Origin of the sequence: Bacillus sp. RE35 (assembly GCF_052146655.1) — a bacterium.
In the GTDB taxonomy this organism is placed as follows: domain Bacteria; phylum Bacillota; class Bacilli; order Bacillales; family Bacillaceae_G; genus Bacillus_A; species Bacillus_A cereus.
On the sequence record NZ_CP197377.1, the window covers coordinates 2985206 to 3004288 of the forward strand.

Consider the following 19083-nt stretch of genomic DNA (forward strand, 5'->3'; position numbering starts at 1 on the left):
AAAACAAAAAGTTACAAAAATTTTTAAATTAAAATTTTTGTAACTTTTTGTTTTGATGCAAATATAATTTCAATTAAGGTATCTCACCGTTTTAAACTTGACGCTCCATAATCTTGTATAGTTACATTTATATGATATTTAATCGGTACCTTACTAAATGTTTGATCCCAATTTTTTTTGACTTTCTCCCATGTTCTCGGGTGTTTAATTCTTAATTGGTTGCCAAAACCCGCAATATCGACTTGGTATTCTTTTTGTATTTTTTTTGTAACATGATGTACTAAGTGCTTTACTTCTTTTTCAATAGCTTTTTCTTCCCTTTTTAAAAATTCATTTTCAAAATCTTTTCCTGATTGTATCCAATTTTCAGACAAACGCCCTTCTGATTCAATGTTTACATCAAAGGAAATATTATTTCCGTTAACATGTGGTATGATTTTGCTTTTTATTGACTTTATTTCGTATATAATGAGTTTCTTTGATTCTTTATCAAAAGTTTTTACCACACCACCATTCCTTTTTCCGTTTATCCATACTACTCCTTCCAATTCCTGTTCATTTAAAAAGCCCATCAACTTTTTTGTCTTTCCTTTAATTACAGCAGCTCCTGCAAATTTTGTTTCTCCTTTTATCGAGATTACATTTTGCAAAAGAAAACTGGACCCTGACCGCATCTTTCCTTCCAATTTAGCGAGCGATACAGGAGGTAAAATCCTTGTTGTTCTATTTCTATTATCTGCAATTCCAGACAAACGAAATGCTGGGATTTCTCCTTTTTTGTTTGATTCCAGTACCTCCTTCGCTAGACCCTTGCTAATTAAGAGCATACAGCTAAGCCGAACTTCATTGTCACGGAGATACTGTTCAAGTAATTGTTCTAAACTGTATGTACGTACAAGACTATCACTAATAACAATGTTTTTTAAATGTGGGCTGAACATTGTGCTCTCTCTTTTCAATGAAAACTCACGAACAATTTGATGAATGGAATCACCGGTCTCAGAAACATTTATATAACGTTTTTGTTGTCCATTTCCTTTACTTTGTGCTTGCGAACTAACAATTTGATAAGTAGCTGTTATAAGATTTCTTTTAGGATAACCTCCTTCCTCATCCTCTTTCTCAATTGTTGAATCCTTCCCTTTATCTAGTGCTATACCTGCAGTTAAACTCAACTCTTCTACTTCTTTACTGCTCCAACACCCTGTTAAAAATAGAAGCAAAAGCGTCCATAACAAAGCCAAATAGAACCGCATATAATTAAATTTATGTTTCACACTACTCCTCCTTTTAATCGCGTAATAATAAGAAGAAGCAGTGGTAGTAAACCAAATAAAAATAATGCAACATTACCGAGCATATCCCCCAATTTAAGCAAGTCATTTATATTTTTCGAAGTCATAGCAATGATGTAAATGATTGGAATCAAAGCAAAAATAAACGGATGAATACTCTTTTTAAAGAGTTGCGCTAATCCTAATGCAGCTGCATAATAACTAATCGTATAGGTAGCAAATATTTGCATAATCCATATTACAAGCAGTAAAGATTCAAAACGTTCAAATATCAAACCAGAAATTTCAAAACTGCGCATAAGGTCAATTGTCGGCCATGTTCTTGTTACAACCCCATCAACTGATAATGCACCAATGACCATTACAACAGTTATTACATAAAAGATTAACGGAATAGAAATTCCAACTAAAATAGCTTTTACTGCTTTCTTTCGTTGTTCCATAAATACCAAAAGAATTAACATAATTTCAGGACCTGTATATGCGAGAGACGTTGTTTTTATCCCATCTAACACTGGTTTAATTCCCAAACCTAATACGGGACGGAGATTATCTATCTCGAATATTCCGATACTCATAAAGGAAATGATTAAAAAAATAAAAACAGTAATAGGAAATATTATTTCAAACATCCGTGCAATTGAATTAATACCACCCATAATCAAATAGAGACCTATCCACATAAAAGGCATAACAATAGCCCATGTGGGGGTTCCTTCTAGTAAAAAAAAGCTTATTACTTCTGCCATTGAACGAATTTGAAATGCTGAAGTTGTAAGAAAATACCCTATAATAAGAAAACTAAGCAATCTCCCTATCCATTTCCCTACAATATCTTGACTGTATTGGTAAAATGTTTTTTCTGGAAACTGCTGACTTAATTTGACCATAATTACTCCTGAAACCATTGCCAGTATCCCACCTAATATCACACTTAACCATACATCTGGTGTTTTCACTTTTTCCACAGATGCTCTGGGCAAAGTAAGAATTCCTGTCCCAAGTATGTAATTTACAATAATAACAACTGCTTGTGAAGTTGTTATTCGGTCTTTAGGTATAGTAATCACTGAAGGCCACTTCCTTTCGTCATCAGCTACCTTTTGCGGATAGTTTTTTTGGTATGCATTATTTTCGGTCGACGTCTCATTATTTTTAATGGCATGCGAACCATAAAATCTTTCCAATCACTGAATCGATATGGAACAGCAGGGCTGGTATAAGGAACGCCAAAACTTTTCAGTTTCACTAAATGACTGCAAAGTAAAAGAAAGAAGAGAATAACTCCATACAAGCCAAATATCGCAGCACAAAACATAGCTATAAAACGAAGAATGCGTAACGTAATTCCCACACTATATTGCGGAATAGTAAAAGAAGAAATAGCTGTTACCGCAACAACGATAACCATTATTGGACTAACAATTCCTGCTTCTACGGCAGCCTGACCAATTATTAAACCGCCCACAATTCCCATTGCAGGTCCAATCGGTTTAGGCAGACGTAAACCTGCTTCTCGCAAAACTTCGATAGCTACTTCCATAATTAACGCTTCTATTAAAGCGGGAAAAGGAACTCCTTCTCGCGATCCGATAATAGAAATAGCGAGCTTAGTGGGAATTAATCCTGGATGAAATGAAATAAAAGAAATATACAGTGCTGGAGCAAATAATGAAACAAAAGCTGTCATGAAGCGTAATAAGCGGAGAAGCGTACCAGGAAGCCACCTTTCATAATAATCTTCTGGTGATTGCAGCAGCATACTAAATGTAACTGGAGCAATTAAAACAAATGGTGTTCCATCTAACAAAATAGCTACTCGACCTTCCATCAAAGCACTAATAACACGATCAGGTCGTTCTGTATTTTGAATCTGCGGAAAAGGACTGAGATAATTATCTTCAATAAGTTGCTCTATATAACCAGATTCGAGTACACTGTCTATGTCAATTTTCTGAATTCTGTTTTTTATTTCATCCACCAATTCTGTACTAGCAAGATCTTTAATAAATGCGACGACTAACTCTTTCTTTGCACGTTCTCCTACTGGTAGCTTTACTAATGATAAGCTCTCATCCGCACAGTGTCGTCGCAAAAGTGAGGTATTATCACTTAATACTTCAGTAAAACCGACCCGTGGCCCTCTGACTAATGCCTCCGATACTGGTTCTTCAATGTTTCGTTTATTTGCTTTTGTTGTACCAAGAATAAACACATCTGCTAAACCATCAATTAAAAGAGCTGTTGAACCTATCAATACTTTGGGTATTAAATCTTTTATGTAATGGACTTCTGCTACTTCACTAATTGTAAGAACTTTATTTTTAATATATTCTTTTGAAACAGTCCCCTCCACATAAGAAGATTCATTTTTATATTCATCAGAAAAATCATCCATTAGTAATTTCATAATATGTTTGTCAATTATCTCTTTATCTGATAGACCATCAACAAAAACGATCCCAGCCTGAATATCTGTGCGTCCAATATTAAACTTCCGAAATCGAACATCAGAATTATGTCCGATTTGTTGCTTTATAAGTTCTAAGTTAGAGGCAAAATCATTTGTGAAATGAACGTTTGTATTTTGAGATGGTTTATGCTCTTGTTTCGTTTTACTTTGAATATTATTTTTTTTCACTTGTTTGTCTCTTGACTTCCACCAACTCATTCTTCCCACTCTTTCTCTGACATACGAACCCAATGAAAAAATCTTGAGATAGTATACGGAATTAAAAACAAGATAAAAGCTTGTACAAAGACTTTCCAATCTGGAAGATAAGAAGTAATTATGTTCCACATTTTTATCACCCAATTTATATACTCTGCTAGGATTGAGATTTCTAAAAAACGATATGTACTTAATAAAAAATAACGATAAGATTAAAGAGCAGAAAAGCGAGACATTATGCTTATTTAGTACCAATAACCTAATTAGTATAAAAACATTTCTGACCTAAAATACCATTTCCAATTATAATTTGTTAAATATTATCTCCTTTTCCCTTATTTATATGCCCGCATTTGAATTTCAAATAATATAAGGATCAATGATATTTCCTCTTAAAGAAAAAAAGATGCCAGAAGATAGCATCTTTTTTTCAATTCAACTTACTATGTATTTATATTTTATTGTGAAAATACTCGTTTTTTTTAATGAATATTAATGTGTAAAAAATACATATTCTTTTGTTTTAAGTTCATACACTTCTACCGAATCGATACGGAATTTTCTGATTTTAAAGCCAATATGAAATAAAGGAAAATCCTCTCTTAGAAAAACTATATAAAACCAATAACATGAAAACAATTATCAATCTATCAATTGAAAATAATACTTAGCAAGAGTTTATTATCTTAACTCCAGGTGTATTCGTTTTGCTTCAAAATAAAGAACTTGAATAAATTTTTTCGTATCAATACGAGCAGGTAATGTTGGTTCATTATTCAATTCTGTCATCTTTCTCCTTACGGTAGTAAAATCAAAAAATCTAGAAGCATAATTTTCGAACTTCGGGTTTAAAAAATCAGTAAGTCCAAGGGATGCTAAATGGTTTAATGATTGATAAATTGCTCTCCGAATCCGTTGTTTGGAAGCTTCTATGAACCTTTTTAATTCGGCATCTTCAGCTGAATCCCCAAGTTTTTTTTGAGCCAAATTCATAAAAATCTCTTTTAGTGAGGGAAAGCCTTGTTCCAACGTGTTATCTTGTTCATATTTATATAAATAATCTAGCATATCCATTAAATCTTTACTTCCACTTTCACTGGCTATTCCTAATTCAGACAAAAGAAAATGAATGGAATTTTGAAAATGATTGAAAGTATTTAAATGTTTTTCACTACGGTATTTTTCTTGCGTACTTAAATTACTATCCAATTTTAGTACCATATTAAGCGATTCTTGAATGTTTTTTATTGATTTTTCCAAACGAATTCGTTCAATGACTTTCCGAACAACTGTTAATACTTCAATCCGGTTAATTGGCTTAATAATATAGTATTCAACACCAAGCGAATAAGCTTCAGCAATTAATTCTTTTGATTCTACTTGAGAGACCATGATGATTTTCCCTTTAAACGAAGGCTTTATTTGACGAATTGTTTTTATTCCATCTTGATTCGGCATTAACAAATCGATAAATAAAATGTCTATATTTTTAAGGATTACCATTTGTTGCTCTAAAGATAAACCATCCTCAGCTTCTCCTATAACCTCCCCAAGATCTTCATCCTCGATAATTTGAGCCAACATTGAGCGAACCGCTTTTTCATCATCTACTATATAAAAATACATAGAATCACCCTTTCGAAATTATATGATCAATCCCTAATCTAATTATAAAAATTGATCCTTTTCCTTCGGTTCTGTCCTCAAGCGTAACATCACCTTCAAGTTGTTCGACCATTTCTTTAACATACGATAATCCGATACCTGTCGATGGGTTGCCTAAATCATCATATTTAGAAGTAAACCCAGGCTCAAAAATTGAATCTTTATATTTTGAAGAAATACCAGGACCATTATCGCCTATTTGAAATTCAACAAAATGGTGGTCTTTATTAATGTCAATTGTGATGGTTCCCATACCTTGGATAGCTTCTACAGCGTTTGTAACGATATTATTTATAATAGATAAGATTGTGTAAATATGATAATGAGGATGCACACCATCAATTTTATACACAAATTGGATGTCTTTCTCTAGCAACCGTGCATATTTCGTATTTGCCCGTATAATGATATTTACTAGTTCATGCACAGACATATAATCTGTAAAACTTTCATCAGAAATTAATTTTGAAAGTCCCGCAAAAATACGTTGGTTATCCTTTTTAACGTCATGGACCTCACCAGCAATTTGTAATGCCTGTTGCCTTAAATCCTCAAACTGAAAATCCATCTGTTTGTGCTCAAAGGAGTCTAAGGTTTTATATAAATCATAGGATTTTTTTGTTATATTCTCAGCATCTTGTAATGTTTTCTTTAAATGAACAGCATCTTCATATAAATTAGAGATGAGCATGAGCATATGTTCATTTTGCTTCTTTATATGTCTCTCCCTTGATTGCGCTTCATACAATTTCATCATATTGAAAAAGCTTAGAACTATAAAACTATGGGAACATGCGATAACAATGATCTCATTTATTGCCTCGGATGTGATCGATGTTTTTAATACGAAATATTGAATCATTAATTCCACACAGTCTGACAGTATTTCAATCATGCAACCAATAAAACCAATCATTAGTGGTTGATGATAAAAACGTTTGATTTTTGCTAAATGAAAGAGATACGAATAAGTAAAATAAAAGAAAAAACTAGGATAGTGAGTATGAAAAGCGGCTAGCCAATCCATATTTCCCTTTATAATGACATCCATTGAGATACGAAATACTACCACGACTATCGCTGTTAAAAAACCCGGTAAAAATGCTGGAATTCGTCGAAACAATAACAAAAAAAAGAAAAATGTTGGTGCGCCAAAGCTCATTCTAAATGTTTCATTTAAAGGAAATGACTTTATTTCACCTACTAAGGGTACTGTAAGTATCATTAAAACGAGAATATAGATGTCTTTTTTTACTAAATTACTAAGATTCAAAATAATCACTTCTCACTTTCGCCTAACAGTCAGTATACAAACCTATTTGCATTAATACAATACTTACTCTATTTTTTTCAAAAACTGATAAATAAGATATAAACGAAAGCATTATAGATTGTGAGTATTCATTACACTCTTCTACTTTAGAAAGATACTTTATAACTCAAAAATGTTCAGACACAATATAAGGTCTGAACACTTTTGGACTCGCTCTAACACCAAAATATCTGTGCTCCTTTTTAAAATATACTTAAATCCCATTCTTTTGCAATATGTTCTAACAACATAATTCCTGGTAAACTATTCCCATACTCATCAATGGCTGGTCCGTAAATACCAATACCACATCCATCTTGAAACGATAAATCCTTCCTAGATTTTGAGGGAACAAGTGTCATAATTCCGCCCGATACCCCACTCTTAGCTGGTAATCCAATGAAAGCAGCAAATTTTCCGGAAGCATTGTACATTCCACAAGTAAGCATTAAAGCTTTTGTTAACCTAGCTACTTCTTTAGGGAGCACTTGTTCTTTGCGAATAGGATGATATCCATCATGTGCTAGTATAAGCCCTATTAAGGCAATATCTTCTGTATTTATTTCAATCGAACATTGTTTTAGGTAAACCTCTAGTGTCTCCTCCACATCTGATTCTAGAAAACCATTCTCCTTTAAATAGTATGCTAATGCTCTATTACGATGAGCCGTTTCCCATTCTGATTGAAATACTATTTCATTAATAGCGGGACGCTTCTCTATCATTTTTTCAATTAATACGTATAGAAATTCTAATTTTTCTTGCACCGATGTCCCTGGCAAAAGTGAAGCTATCGTAATTGCTCCAGCATTGATCATAGGATTAAAAGGTTTTCCTGGTTTATGTATCTCTAAACGAATAATTGAATTAAAGGCATCTCCAGTTGGCTCTACGTCAACTCGTTCTAATACATAAGAAATACCGCGACTTAAACAAGCGGCTATAAAACCGATTACTTTTGATATACTTTGTAATGTGAAAGGTATCTCCCAATCTCCTGATTTTATCATTGTTCCATCTGGCTTTACTATACAAATACCTAACTGCGATACATTTATTTCCCCCAGAGCGGGAATATAACTGGCGCTTCGTCCCTTAGCTGCATACGCTCGATAATGAGCTACCCATTGATCTAAGCAAACTTTTTCTTGACCCTCAACTTGAACGCTAGAATCCTTTATCATTTAATCATATTCCCCCGTACTATTAACTTTATATAGAATGATTTTTTCTTTACTATAATCAATAATATTTGCACTAGAACCAAGAAAAATATTCAGACATATTGCAGTCTGAATATCCTTCTTATTACACACTTTTCTTTTTTGAAGTTTTCTCATAACTATCCCAACATTCAATATTTTCAAGTCCTTTAATGTTTTCTTTATAAAAAATAGGATCTTTACCAGCTTTTTTCTGGTTTATATAATCTTGTAACGCCGCAAATGCTACTTTTGAAAGTAAGGTAATAGCAATTAAATTAATAATAACCATAAAGCCCATAAATAAGTCCGCTAAATCCCATACAATTTGAATCTTGGCAACAGAACCAAATATAATCATAGCCAACACACTTATTCTATATATCATTAGCCACACTTTACTTGTATGTAAGAAGCGAATATTTGTTTCACCATAATAATAGTTGCCAATTAACGCACCGAATCCAAATAAAAAAACAAAGATAGCAAGACAACCCGATGCCCAAGGACCTATGTGTTCACTTAATGCTGCTTGTGTAAGTGCAATACCATTTAATCCCGGTTGTTTATATGCATCAGACAGCAAAATAATAAAAGCTGTGCTAGTACAAATGATTAGTGTATCCGTTAATACACCAAATGCTTGAATCAGTCCTTGTTTCACCGGATGACTTGTTGTTGCTGTTGCGGCAACGTTTGGTGCACTTCCCATACCAGCTTCATTTGAAAATAAACCACGTTTAACTCCATTCATAAGTGCTGCACCAATTGAACCGCCTGCTATTTGTTTAAAACCAAATGCGTTTTGAACAATAAGAGAAAGAACTTCCGGCATTTTTGATATGTTGGTAACTACAACAAATAATGCAACTCCAATGTATAATACCGCTAAAAATACCACCTTGTATTCAGCCATTTTTGCAATACGTTGTACACCACCAAAAATAATCGCAGCGAAAGCAATGGCCATGATTATCCCAACTGTTAGACGATCTGTACCAAATGAGTTTTGAAAAGCAATTGTAACTGTATTTGATTGTACTGAATTGAATACAAGTCCAAAAGTAATTGTGATTAAAATAGAGAATAATACTCCCATCCAACGTTTATTCAATCCTTTTTCCATATAATAGGATGGACCACCGCGGAAACCAGTTTTATCTTTTACTTTATATATCTGTGCTAATGTGCTTTCGACAAAACTAGATGCCGAGCTGATAATAGAAATAATCCACATCCAAAATACAGCTCCAGGACCACCTAATGCAATTGCAATCGCAATTCCTGTAATATTCCCTGTTCCAACGCGGGCTGCCATACCAATACAAAACGCTTGAAAAGGAGAGACTTGATCTTTAGCACCACTTTTTCCCTCCATTAATACACGGACCATCTCGTTTAACATTCGAAACTGTACAAAATTCAATTTAAATGTAAAATAAATTCCGCAAATAACAAGCATAATAATTAACAATTTAGACCATAAAAAATCATTTGTTGATCCGACTAAATCTACAAAAAACCTTTCCATATCATCACTCCATACCAAAATTTATCTATCATAATCTATATAAAATCACCTATATTTCCTGGTATAAATACCTCTTTCATATTCAAATACAACAAGGATAAAAATTTTCTATATGAATCGGATTGGCCTGTTTAAGCAAACATCACAACATGTAACCGTAAAACTGAAATTTTGAAGTACTTAACGATTATACAAACGGATGCTCTACCCCTTTCTGCAAAACTAATATTTTTATCCACTAACATTGTTGTACTACTATGTTTGTTTCGTTTACCGGTGATTTAAATCATAATAATCAATAGTGATTAAGTGGTTTTTTGTTAATCTTCTCAAGAACATGGAAATATCTCCTTTCTCACTACTAATCTCAAAAATAGGCTAGGTAAAAACTTCGCGAAAACTCTATAAAGCGCTTTCACTATTCAACTAAGAAAATCTTGTCTTTAATTTATAATTAAAAGTACAGAATGTTACGAAAAAGTACAGATTTTTATAAAAACAAAAAATATTTTAAGTTTTTTTCATCTAAAAAACACTGAGATTTTGTGAATTTTATACAGTATCCAAACGTCGCAGATTTTGTTCTACCTATCCCTTGACAAGCCTCTATTTTCTTCATAAAAACATGCATACTTTTTCTCTTTTAGAAGTTCATATAAAGTATTTGAAATCAAGAATCAATAGGATATTATAAGAATATTAAAAAAACAAAGCATTTAATTTATTTATGGTATCATACAAAAAACATTTGTTTTCTCAATTAATCCCCCTAGTTGGATTCGTCTATATTGCACATATTTACAACATGAAAGACACTAAGAAAAAAAAGGATTTTGTTGAAGGGATGAAACATTACAAAACTCTTATTTAGGACCTTATGACATCCTCTTTTCTAGCAATATCGAGTTATCCCAAAAAACGTATATTTACTAACATAGATTACAGGTGGTGTATTGTGAAAGAAATAGTATTCGTTCAAAATAAAAAAAGACTCCTTATGAAATTCGAATTTTTAAAAAAGGATTTAGTGCTTACCATTTCACTGATACTAGCAATTGTAAGCTGCTTAATACATTCGCCAAAGATCGAATATATTAACTTTGAAGTGTTAATTAGCTTATTTAATCTAATGGTGGCCATTAAGGCCTTGGAACAGCTAAAGATATTAGACAAACTTGCCGTTGCCATTTTAAATAAATGCAATAACAGCAGGTCAATATCTATTATTCTAATTTTGTTATGCTTTATTTGCTCCATGTTTGTAACAAATGATGTCGCTCTCCTCACTTTTGTACCAATAACACTTGTCATTAGTAAAAAAACACAAATGAACATGATGGATACAATCATCCTGCAGACAATTGCGGCAAACATCGGTAGTAGCTTGATGCCTATGGGAAACCCACAAAATTTATACCTATATTCTTACTATGGAATTAAGCTCATCCCATTTTTAGGTTCAATCCTGCTTTTAGCTGTACTTGGAATTAGTTTGTTATTTATATGTACTCAAAAACTTCAAAAAACAGATTTGAAAATAGAACTACCTGTTATTACCGTGAAAAATCGAAAAAAAGCTAACGTCTGGATTTTAATACTTATCACTATCATTGCATCTATTTTTGGTGTCATTAATTATTACATTGCACTAATAGTCACATTGATAGCAGCATTTACGTTAGATAGAAACTTACTATTTAAGATCGATTACTTTCTTCTAATAACCTTTGTCTGTTTTTTTATTTTCATCGGAAACATTTCACATTCGGATGCACTGGAGACATTTGCTCGCGCTAATTTAAGAGGAGATACTTCAGTCTTCTTTAGTTCCATATTTTTGAGTCAATTGATTAGCAATTTTCCTACTTCAATTCTTCTATCAAACTTTACTTCTGATTGGAAAGCTTTATTACTAGGAGTAAATATTGGAGGGCTCGGAACAATCATCGCATCTTTAGCCAGTGTAATCTCCTATAAACTATTCATTCAGGCCAATGTTAAAGAGAGCAAGGCATATTTAATTAAATTTAGCATTTACAACTTTTCATTTTTAATCATACTTACATGTATACAATACTTTATGTTTAAATTTCTAAAAATTTTTTAAAAAATTGATTCCTTTAGAAAAACCCAAATTTCTCAATTTAATGCTGAGATATTTGGGTTTTAATATAGGTATGTTTAAAGAGCTACAACAAAGTTACCATCAATTTAATATTTTGAGATGTTCTCACAGCGAAAATCTTTTAGCTTTTACGTTGTTTATTAGATTTCAGTTCATTTTTGAAATCTTCTTCACAAAATCCTTAATGTCCCTCAATTTTTTCCTGCTAATATTATCTTTAATGGTTGAATCTATTTCAATTTCTAATTTTGCAAATGCTGCTCCTACACAATTATAGATACTTAATCCAAAAGCAAGATGTCTTGCAGTACCACTAAATGCCTTTTTAATATCAATGTCAGGACGATAAACGTTGAATTTATCAGGCCTTTCAAATACGTTAGAGTCACAATTTGTTGCACCAATCATACAGTAGTATCCACATAACTAGTTACATTCTCCTTTTTTCTATTGTTAATAGCTTCGTAATAAAAGCTGTTAAACATCAAAAGTGCGAAGTCTTAAATTAAACTTCGCACCTTATACAAATTTACAATCCGTGACGATACCAATACAAATGCAATACTAGATACATACTAATCACTCATTATATCTGTTGCTCTTTTAATTGGCCAATGTATAAACAAATTCTTTTACTTAGCCATCCTTCATGATTGGCTTGATTGTTTCTAGATACTTAATCCCTCTATACTCATTTCAAGCGGTAATCCATTCCGATGGAAATTACAAATGACAAAATTTATCCGTTTTTCCTACTTGCTAAATTCAGCAAGTAAAATGTTTTTAAAAACTTCCGGGTTATTAATGTTTAAACTGTTCGAATTGATAGCGAGTGTATGTTTACCTCCAAGTGTTCCACCAGCAAAAGTGGAAAACCCTGGAACGCCCCCCCTGTGTCCCCATACCGAGACACCGTTCGGAAGCTTAATTTCAAGTATTCCAAGACCATATCCGGTTCCCTCTCTATTTGTAGGAACTGTAGTAAGCATTTGTTTTAACTGCTGTTCCTTCAGTAATTTGCCACCTAGTAAGTAAGAGAAGAATTTGTTTAAGTCGTCAGCAGTGGAAATCATATCTCCATCCGAGCTACCTGGGTTAATATAAGTAACGTCTTTTAGCTCACTCGCTCCGTCTAGTTGCAAATAGCCACGGGCATGCTTGGTGCCTGGAATCACGCTTGAATTACCAGGTAGAAATGTATTTGACAAATCAAGCGGTTCAATAATCCGATTTTCAACCTCTTCCGCATAGCTGTTTCCTGTTACTTTTTCAATAAGGATTCCTAGTATTACATATCCTGTATTTGAATAAGACCAACCCTTTCCTGGGGCAAAGTCTGGGGGAAGTGAAATCCCCATCTTTACAAATTCTTCAGCCGTATACGATTTTTTTATATCCGTAATATCAAAGTCTTTTGAATTTATATAGTCAGCAATACCACTTGTATGATTCAATATTTGCCGGATCGTAATCTGGTTACCATCATATCCGTTTCCTTGAATAACACCAGGTAACCATTTTTCAATGGAGTCGTCTAGATTCAAACGGTTCTCTCCAGATAATTGAAGTAGAACTGTTGCAATGAACGTTTTCGTCACACTGCCAATGCGAAAGCGAAAATCTGCTTTCATTGGTTTCTTAGTTTTCAGATCCGCTACCCCAGCTGTATAACTCCAAGTTTTACCCCCCTTAGAAATTTTAGCGAGTATTCCCGGGTATCCAAGTTGCAGTTCATCTCGCATTGCTTTCTTAACGGAAGTACGATCGCTTTGCGTACTTGTTTGTAACGAACTAGATACATTTTGCGTAGGTTCTGCTTTTACAACTGATGTTGGTGTTATGTATAACAGGGAACTTCCACCTATTAAAAGTGCTAGACTTGCACATGTAATTTTACTGCGTGTTTTCATAAAGAATTCCTCTCTTCTATTAAAATTGTATAGATAGTTGATAGAAGTGTCATATACGAACCACACAGCTATCCATTCTCCAAATGATGAAAAGGCAACAATGCATTTGCAATCATTGTACTCATTATTTTCACAAAACACTCTTGTTACTGATTGTTTGTTTTATATGTAGGCCGTAATTGTTCCCCCCTTCACGCCTCCTTATATTTTTATCCTACACAATGAAAATCTCTTTTTTCTTACCTATTCCTTACAAATTCCTTACATTCAAAATTACTTGTACACTAGGGTTGAAGTAGCATCTGTGCCCGAAAGCGCAAAAAACACCGATGCTTTTCGCTTCAGTGTTTTTGCGCTTTACATATTGTAAGATTCGTTTTACTCTTAACAGGTTAAACTGCTGATTTTTTCTAATGCGATTATTCTTCTTGCTATATAAAACAAATTTCATTGTGTTATATGAAACACTATGAAATTTGTCATTAAGGCACATGATTCTAAATTTATTGATGTACTTGAGATGGACTCACTTTTTGAATTTGAACAAGTATATCAAATGCTTTACCTAATGATATATCAACAGTTTTTGGTATATCAGGCCCTTCGGTAGTTATTCCAGCGAAAATTGGATGTTGTTCGTTTAACCAAGTTTTTGTCACGCCGTTCGCCTTACGTAAATCAATAAAAAATTGATCTTTTTTAACTTTTCCAAAGATGTAGTTATAACTGTTTGGATCATCCGATTTTAATGTTCCATAGGGGCCAAATTCACCATTGCTATTCTTCACATTGTATTGTCCTTCATAAACTGACGTTCCAATAGATACGTACCGTTTTCCGTAATATTCTGCTAAATGCTGCCCTGCTACTTTAGGGTATATAAAAGAAAGCATATTTGTTTTCGAAACGTGTCCATTATGTCCCCATACAATGGTTTTTCCTAAATGTTCTTCAGTCCACTTCGCATTTTCATACATTGCAATATCATGTTTCAAATAAAAATCCGCTGGTTTATCAGGAGGTGTCGCTAACATTGTAGTAAACTGTTCAATAATACGAGCATTTTGCTTTATCCATACGAACTCTTTAGATTTCCCATTTAAATGACTTTTATTTTCCTCTAATAAAGCACTAATTTGTTTAGCATCTAAAACATACTTTTCTTTTTCTTCTTTCGTAAGGCTTTCAAAAGTATTCATATCCTTTGTTACAGGAATAAGCCCTTTTATCTTCTCTTCTACTCTAGGCAACAGTTTTGAATTGTTCGCTTTAATATATTCTATTATATTATTATAAACATTTTCGTTTACTGATTGAATGTCCATCCCGATGACACGTACTTTCGGTTTATGTTTTGGATTAGCATTATATTGCCGAATCCAATCAAGTAAATCTAGCATTTCTTTCGTCTTAAATACAGGTGTTAGATGTTGGCTTGGGTTTCCCTTACCAGTAAGAACATATCGATCAAGTTCCAAGGCCCTGTCCCATCCCTCTTCTAAAACTAGATTGGTAAAGCCCTTTTCAGATACTAAATACTTAACAATGCGGTGTTTCATCGTAAAAACTTCATGAGCCCCATGCGTAGCTTCACCTAAACCTACAATTGAAGCTGAACCTACCATATCCTTAAGTGGTTTCAAATCATTAAGAGATGCAGTTGGATTAGTTGTTTTTAAAGGCTTTGCATGTGCTTCTAACCATTTCGCTATTTGATTTGTATTATAGGGAGCTGTAACAGAAACCTCTGTTTTCGAATCTGCATAAGTATTTCCTACAAAATGAGTCATTGTTATAGCAGAAACAACAATTGCAATAATTATTTTCTTTTTCATAAAAAACCTCCTGAAATATTTACTTATAGCTTTTTGACATACTCTGCCAACTTCCATTTAAAACATTCATTTTCTTATTACTGTTAAGATACATTTATTCTAGTTCCTAAAACTCACTTATTTCTTAATAGGTTCTTAAGAAATTCTTAATTCACTTATACGAATATAAAACTAAATAAGCTTCAATTCATTGTATTGTAAATTCCTCATTGCATAACATTATAATGTACAGATATTCGTTATAAATGATGTTATCTAAAGTATTCAATTTCAGTATGTATTATTAACGTAGTTAATATATGGTTAATATGAAGTTCCAAATTTTGATTGTTTGTAGTCTCTTTATCATAGAGTTAATTTAGGGGTTATTTTTTGTTCACTTCATTTTTTTCGGCACTCTGCATCTAGACGGTATACCCATTGGCCACAGTTAGACTATTTCAAATCAAAAAAATAGATTACCTGCACACTAAAGAGTATAGCGCACAGGTAATCTAGTTGTTTTTGAGATTAATAAAAAACTAATTTATCTTTTGAATTCTTCCATCAATAATAGACTGAATTGGTTCTTTTGATTTTTTTATATAATCTACTAATGCTTCAAAATCAGTTGGTCCTGTTTCAGCATCTTTACCGTTTTTAAAGGATACAAATCCATCTCCACCTGAAGCTAGAAATGCGTTCGCAACGACGCTGTAAGTTTTAGAAGGAATAATTTCTTCTCCATTTGTTAAGCGAATACTTGTTACTTTTTCTCCATTAGGCTTGTTCGCATCCCAAGTGTATTGGATACCTGAAATTTGAAGCATTCTTGTTATGTCTTTTTGCCATTGTTGATTTAAAATATCACGAATGTCTTGACCTGTTAAATTTACTTTTATTAATTGATTTCCGAATGGTTGAATACCATATATCTCTCCCCATGTAATATCACCAGCATCTAAGTCATTACGAATACCACCAGGATTCATAAGTGCAATTTGGGATTGCATTGTTGTACGCTGAGCATCAGCAACTAAATTTCCAAGAGTAGATTCACCAGCCATATTTTGTTTGCGATCTAGTGGAGCGATAGACTTACCTACAACTTCATTAACAAGAGGTGCGATTTTTGCTTGATATTTCTCCATCTTCTTCTTTATTTTTTTATCAGGCTCTATGCCTTCATGATAAGTTGTAACAATTTCTGCTTTTTTCTCAACAATATCTTGTGTCTTACGATCAATCTTTACATCAACATCAGCAAAAGCCATACCATAAGAATTTGCTTGTACGACAAGTTTATTATTAACAGTTCCATTTACATAGGTGTGGCTATGGCCACCAAAAATAACATCGACTTCTGGATCAGTCTCATTTGCTAATCGGACGATATCACCATTTGTTACGCCGTTCCCATCTGTTATACCTCCGTTATGTGCAAGAACAACGATAGATTTAACGCCTAGTTTTTTTAATTGCTTTACGGATTTGTTAATAGCTTCAACTTCATCTGTAATTTCTACATTCTTTAGCATAGTAGGCATAACAAGGTTAGGAACATCCGTTGTTACGACTCCGATAAAGCCAACAGGAACTCCTTGTACCTTTTTTATAGTGAATGGTGGTAAAAATAAACGACCGGTGGATTTATTATAGAAATTTGCAGCAACATATGGGAATTTTGCTCCTTTAAAATTTCCTGTTTTCTCATGGTATCCACCATAAATAAGGCGGTTCATTTCTTCAACACCTTCATCAAATTCATGATTTCCTATCGTTCCAACATCGAATTTCAAATCATTTAGAAATTCAATTGTAGGTTCGTCTTGTAATAATGCTGAAACAGGAGTACTTGCTCCAACAACATCTCCAGCATGTACCTTTAATGTATTTGGATTTTGTTTTTCACGATCACGTAAATAAGCCCCTAAGTACTCAATTCCCCCTGCATCTTTATTGTTAATTTTTTTTACAGTGTCTAGTTGCCCATGAAAATCGTTAATACCGAGCATTTGTACATCTATGTAGCGATTTTGTTCTGTACTTGCTTGGATTGAAGGCGCAGCAAATACACTAGTAAAAGTAACTGTACTTAATGCTAAAGCAACTGGAATAATTTTTTTCAACATAAAATTTCTCTCCCCTAATTAAAATCTGACATAATACGATGTTATTTTAATATATTAAGAGAATTATTTCCATAAAAATTCTACCAATTATAAAAATTAATAAGATTTTATTGTTTTCTGACAAGATATTTCTTCCTCAAAAAATGTACATTTCTTTGTTTTGAGGAAGAAATATTATCTTGATAGTAATATAGCAATACATCTAAAAGACCTAAAAAAACTCTAAACAATAAATTTTTGCTGTTAAGAAGAATATTCAATTCGAAACTAATGAAGATTTATCAACCTAACATATCAATACCACCATTTAAAAAGATGCTCCTGGATTTATCCAAGAGCATCTTTTATAAAGCTTTATTTTTTACTTATTTATAATTTATCAACTAACAATTATATAGTTGTAATCAGTCCTTTAAAAATAATAGGAGTGCTTCATTAAATTCTTTAGCATGCGTTGCATTTAGCCCATGTGGACCACCCTTTATTAAGGCTACTTTAGAATTAGGAATTGCTTCATGTGTTAATTTCCCACTATATTCATATGGTACAGTTGCATCAGAATCACCGTGAATAATAAGAGTAGGTATATTAAACTTCTCCAAGTCTTTTCTAAAATCTGTCTTACTAAAGGCGGTAATACAATCAAGTGTTCCTTTAGGTGATGCACTGGCTGCAATATCCCAATTATATAAACGGAATGGCTCACTAACTAAATCTGTTCGATTACCAGCCGCGAAAAATCCCTTAGTAAATTCATCAAGAAATGCAAGGCGGTCATTTATCACACCACTTTTGAATGCTTCAATTGTTGCATCATCTAAGGCCCCTTCAGGATGATCCTCTGATTTGTATAAATACGGAGGAACTGCCCCAGCAAAAACAGCCTTTTCAATACGATCTGTTCCATACGTACTAATATACCGGGCTACTTCGCCTCCACCCATAGAAAAACCAACAAGTGTGACATTTTGAAGCTCTAAATGTTCTAATAGTTGATGTAAATCAGAAGTAAAGGTATCATATTCATACCCTTCCCACGGCTGAGATGATTGTCCAAATCCTCGACGATCATATGTTATAACTCTGTATCCAGCCTCAACAAGAGCGGGAACTTGGTATTCCCAAGATCGACCACTTAACGGCCAACCATGAATGAGTACAACTGGTTTTCCTGTGCCATGATCCTCATAATATATCTCAATTGGTTCTTGCTTTTCGGTTCCTACAGTAATTTTAGCCATGCTTCTACCTCCCAAAAATATTCCAATATGTATCCTTTTCTTCAATAATCTGGATGAACGTCATAACCTATTCATGCACGTTTATGTTGTGAATTCTAAGTATGAAACTCTATTGTTCCAATGCATTCATTTTCTCCTTTTGGAACAATCCCCCCTCTAATACCTTTTGCATCATAAAATAATTA

General features: G+C 33.1%; 13 protein-coding genes. 1 reads left to right on the plus strand and 12 read right to left on the minus strand.

The window, feature by feature from the left end:
- Positions 1-83: 83 nt before the first annotated feature.
- The 7 genes from ACTL4X_RS15440 to ACTL4X_RS15470 all read right to left on the minus strand — a co-directional run bounded on the left by ACTL4X_RS15440 (position 84) and on the right by ACTL4X_RS15470 (position 9676).
- Complete coding sequence (locus ACTL4X_RS15440) at positions 84-1277, minus strand: Ger(x)C family spore germination protein (RefSeq protein WP_000680795.1); 1194 nt, start codon at positions 1275-1277, stop codon at positions 84-86.
- Entirely contained in the window at positions 1274-2365 is a 1092-nt protein-coding gene (locus ACTL4X_RS15445; protein WP_000628609.1) for a spore germination protein, read from the minus strand. The genes ACTL4X_RS15440 and ACTL4X_RS15445 overlap by 4 nt, the downstream gene beginning before the upstream one ends.
- 26 nt (positions 2366-2391) lie before the next feature.
- On the minus strand, positions 2392-3966 hold the full coding sequence (locus tag ACTL4X_RS15450) for a spore germination protein (RefSeq protein ID WP_000119232.1): 1575 nt from the start codon (positions 3964-3966) through the stop codon (positions 2392-2394).
- Between the two features lie 681 nt (positions 3967-4647).
- Positions 4648-5592 carry a response regulator gene (locus tag ACTL4X_RS15455; protein ID WP_000274085.1) on the minus strand — a complete coding sequence of 315 codons (945 nt, stop codon included), beginning with the start codon at positions 5590-5592 and terminating at the stop codon, positions 4648-4650.
- 4 nt (positions 5593-5596) lie between these two features.
- Positions 5597-6913, minus strand: a complete 1317-nt coding sequence (locus ACTL4X_RS15460; RefSeq protein WP_000584790.1) for a sensor histidine kinase — start codon at positions 6911-6913, stop codon at positions 5597-5599.
- Between the two features lie 233 nt (positions 6914-7146).
- Positions 7147-8127, minus strand: a complete 981-nt coding sequence (glsA, locus tag ACTL4X_RS15465; RefSeq protein WP_071740784.1) for a glutaminase GlsA — start codon at positions 8125-8127, stop codon at positions 7147-7149.
- Between the two features lie 124 nt (positions 8128-8251).
- Positions 8252-9676: an alanine/glycine:cation symporter family protein gene (locus tag ACTL4X_RS15470; RefSeq protein WP_071740785.1), complete on the minus strand. Its 1425-nt coding sequence runs from the start codon at positions 9674-9676 to the stop codon at positions 8252-8254.
- A 955-nt stretch (positions 9677-10631) separates the two neighbouring features.
- On the opposite strand from ACTL4X_RS15470, the gene ACTL4X_RS15475 reads away from it, so the two are divergent.
- The gene (locus ACTL4X_RS15475; RefSeq protein WP_000659279.1) at positions 10632-11783 is read left to right on the plus strand and encodes an anion transporter; all 1152 of its coding nucleotides are present in this window, start codon (positions 10632-10634) and stop codon (positions 11781-11783) included.
- Between the two features lie 165 nt (positions 11784-11948).
- Here ACTL4X_RS15475 and ACTL4X_RS15480 read toward each other — a convergent pair whose 3' ends face one another.
- The 5 genes from ACTL4X_RS15480 to ACTL4X_RS15500 all read right to left on the minus strand — a co-directional run bounded on the left by ACTL4X_RS15480 (position 11949) and on the right by ACTL4X_RS15500 (position 18898).
- Positions 11949-12209: a cytochrome P450 gene (locus tag ACTL4X_RS15480; protein WP_002164511.1), complete on the minus strand. Its 261-nt coding sequence runs from the start codon at positions 12207-12209 to the stop codon at positions 11949-11951.
- 344 nt (positions 12210-12553) lie between these two features.
- Positions 12554-13711, minus strand: a complete 1158-nt coding sequence (locus ACTL4X_RS15485) for a serine hydrolase domain-containing protein (RefSeq protein WP_000857805.1) — start codon at positions 13709-13711, stop codon at positions 12554-12556.
- Positions 13712-14214: 503 nt separating this feature from the next.
- Positions 14215-15546 carry an erythromycin esterase family protein gene (locus ACTL4X_RS15490; protein WP_441394918.1) on the minus strand — a complete coding sequence of 444 codons (1332 nt, stop codon included), beginning with the start codon at positions 15544-15546 and terminating at the stop codon, positions 14215-14217.
- Between the two features lie 521 nt (positions 15547-16067).
- Positions 16068-17657, minus strand: coding sequence for a bifunctional metallophosphatase/5'-nucleotidase (locus ACTL4X_RS15495; RefSeq protein WP_000913780.1), 1590 nt, complete (start codon positions 17655-17657; stop codon positions 16068-16070).
- Between the two features lie 404 nt (positions 17658-18061).
- Positions 18062-18898: a bromoperoxidase gene (locus tag ACTL4X_RS15500; protein WP_001074300.1), complete on the minus strand. Its 837-nt coding sequence runs from the start codon at positions 18896-18898 to the stop codon at positions 18062-18064.
- Positions 18899-19083: the final 185 nt, after the last annotated feature.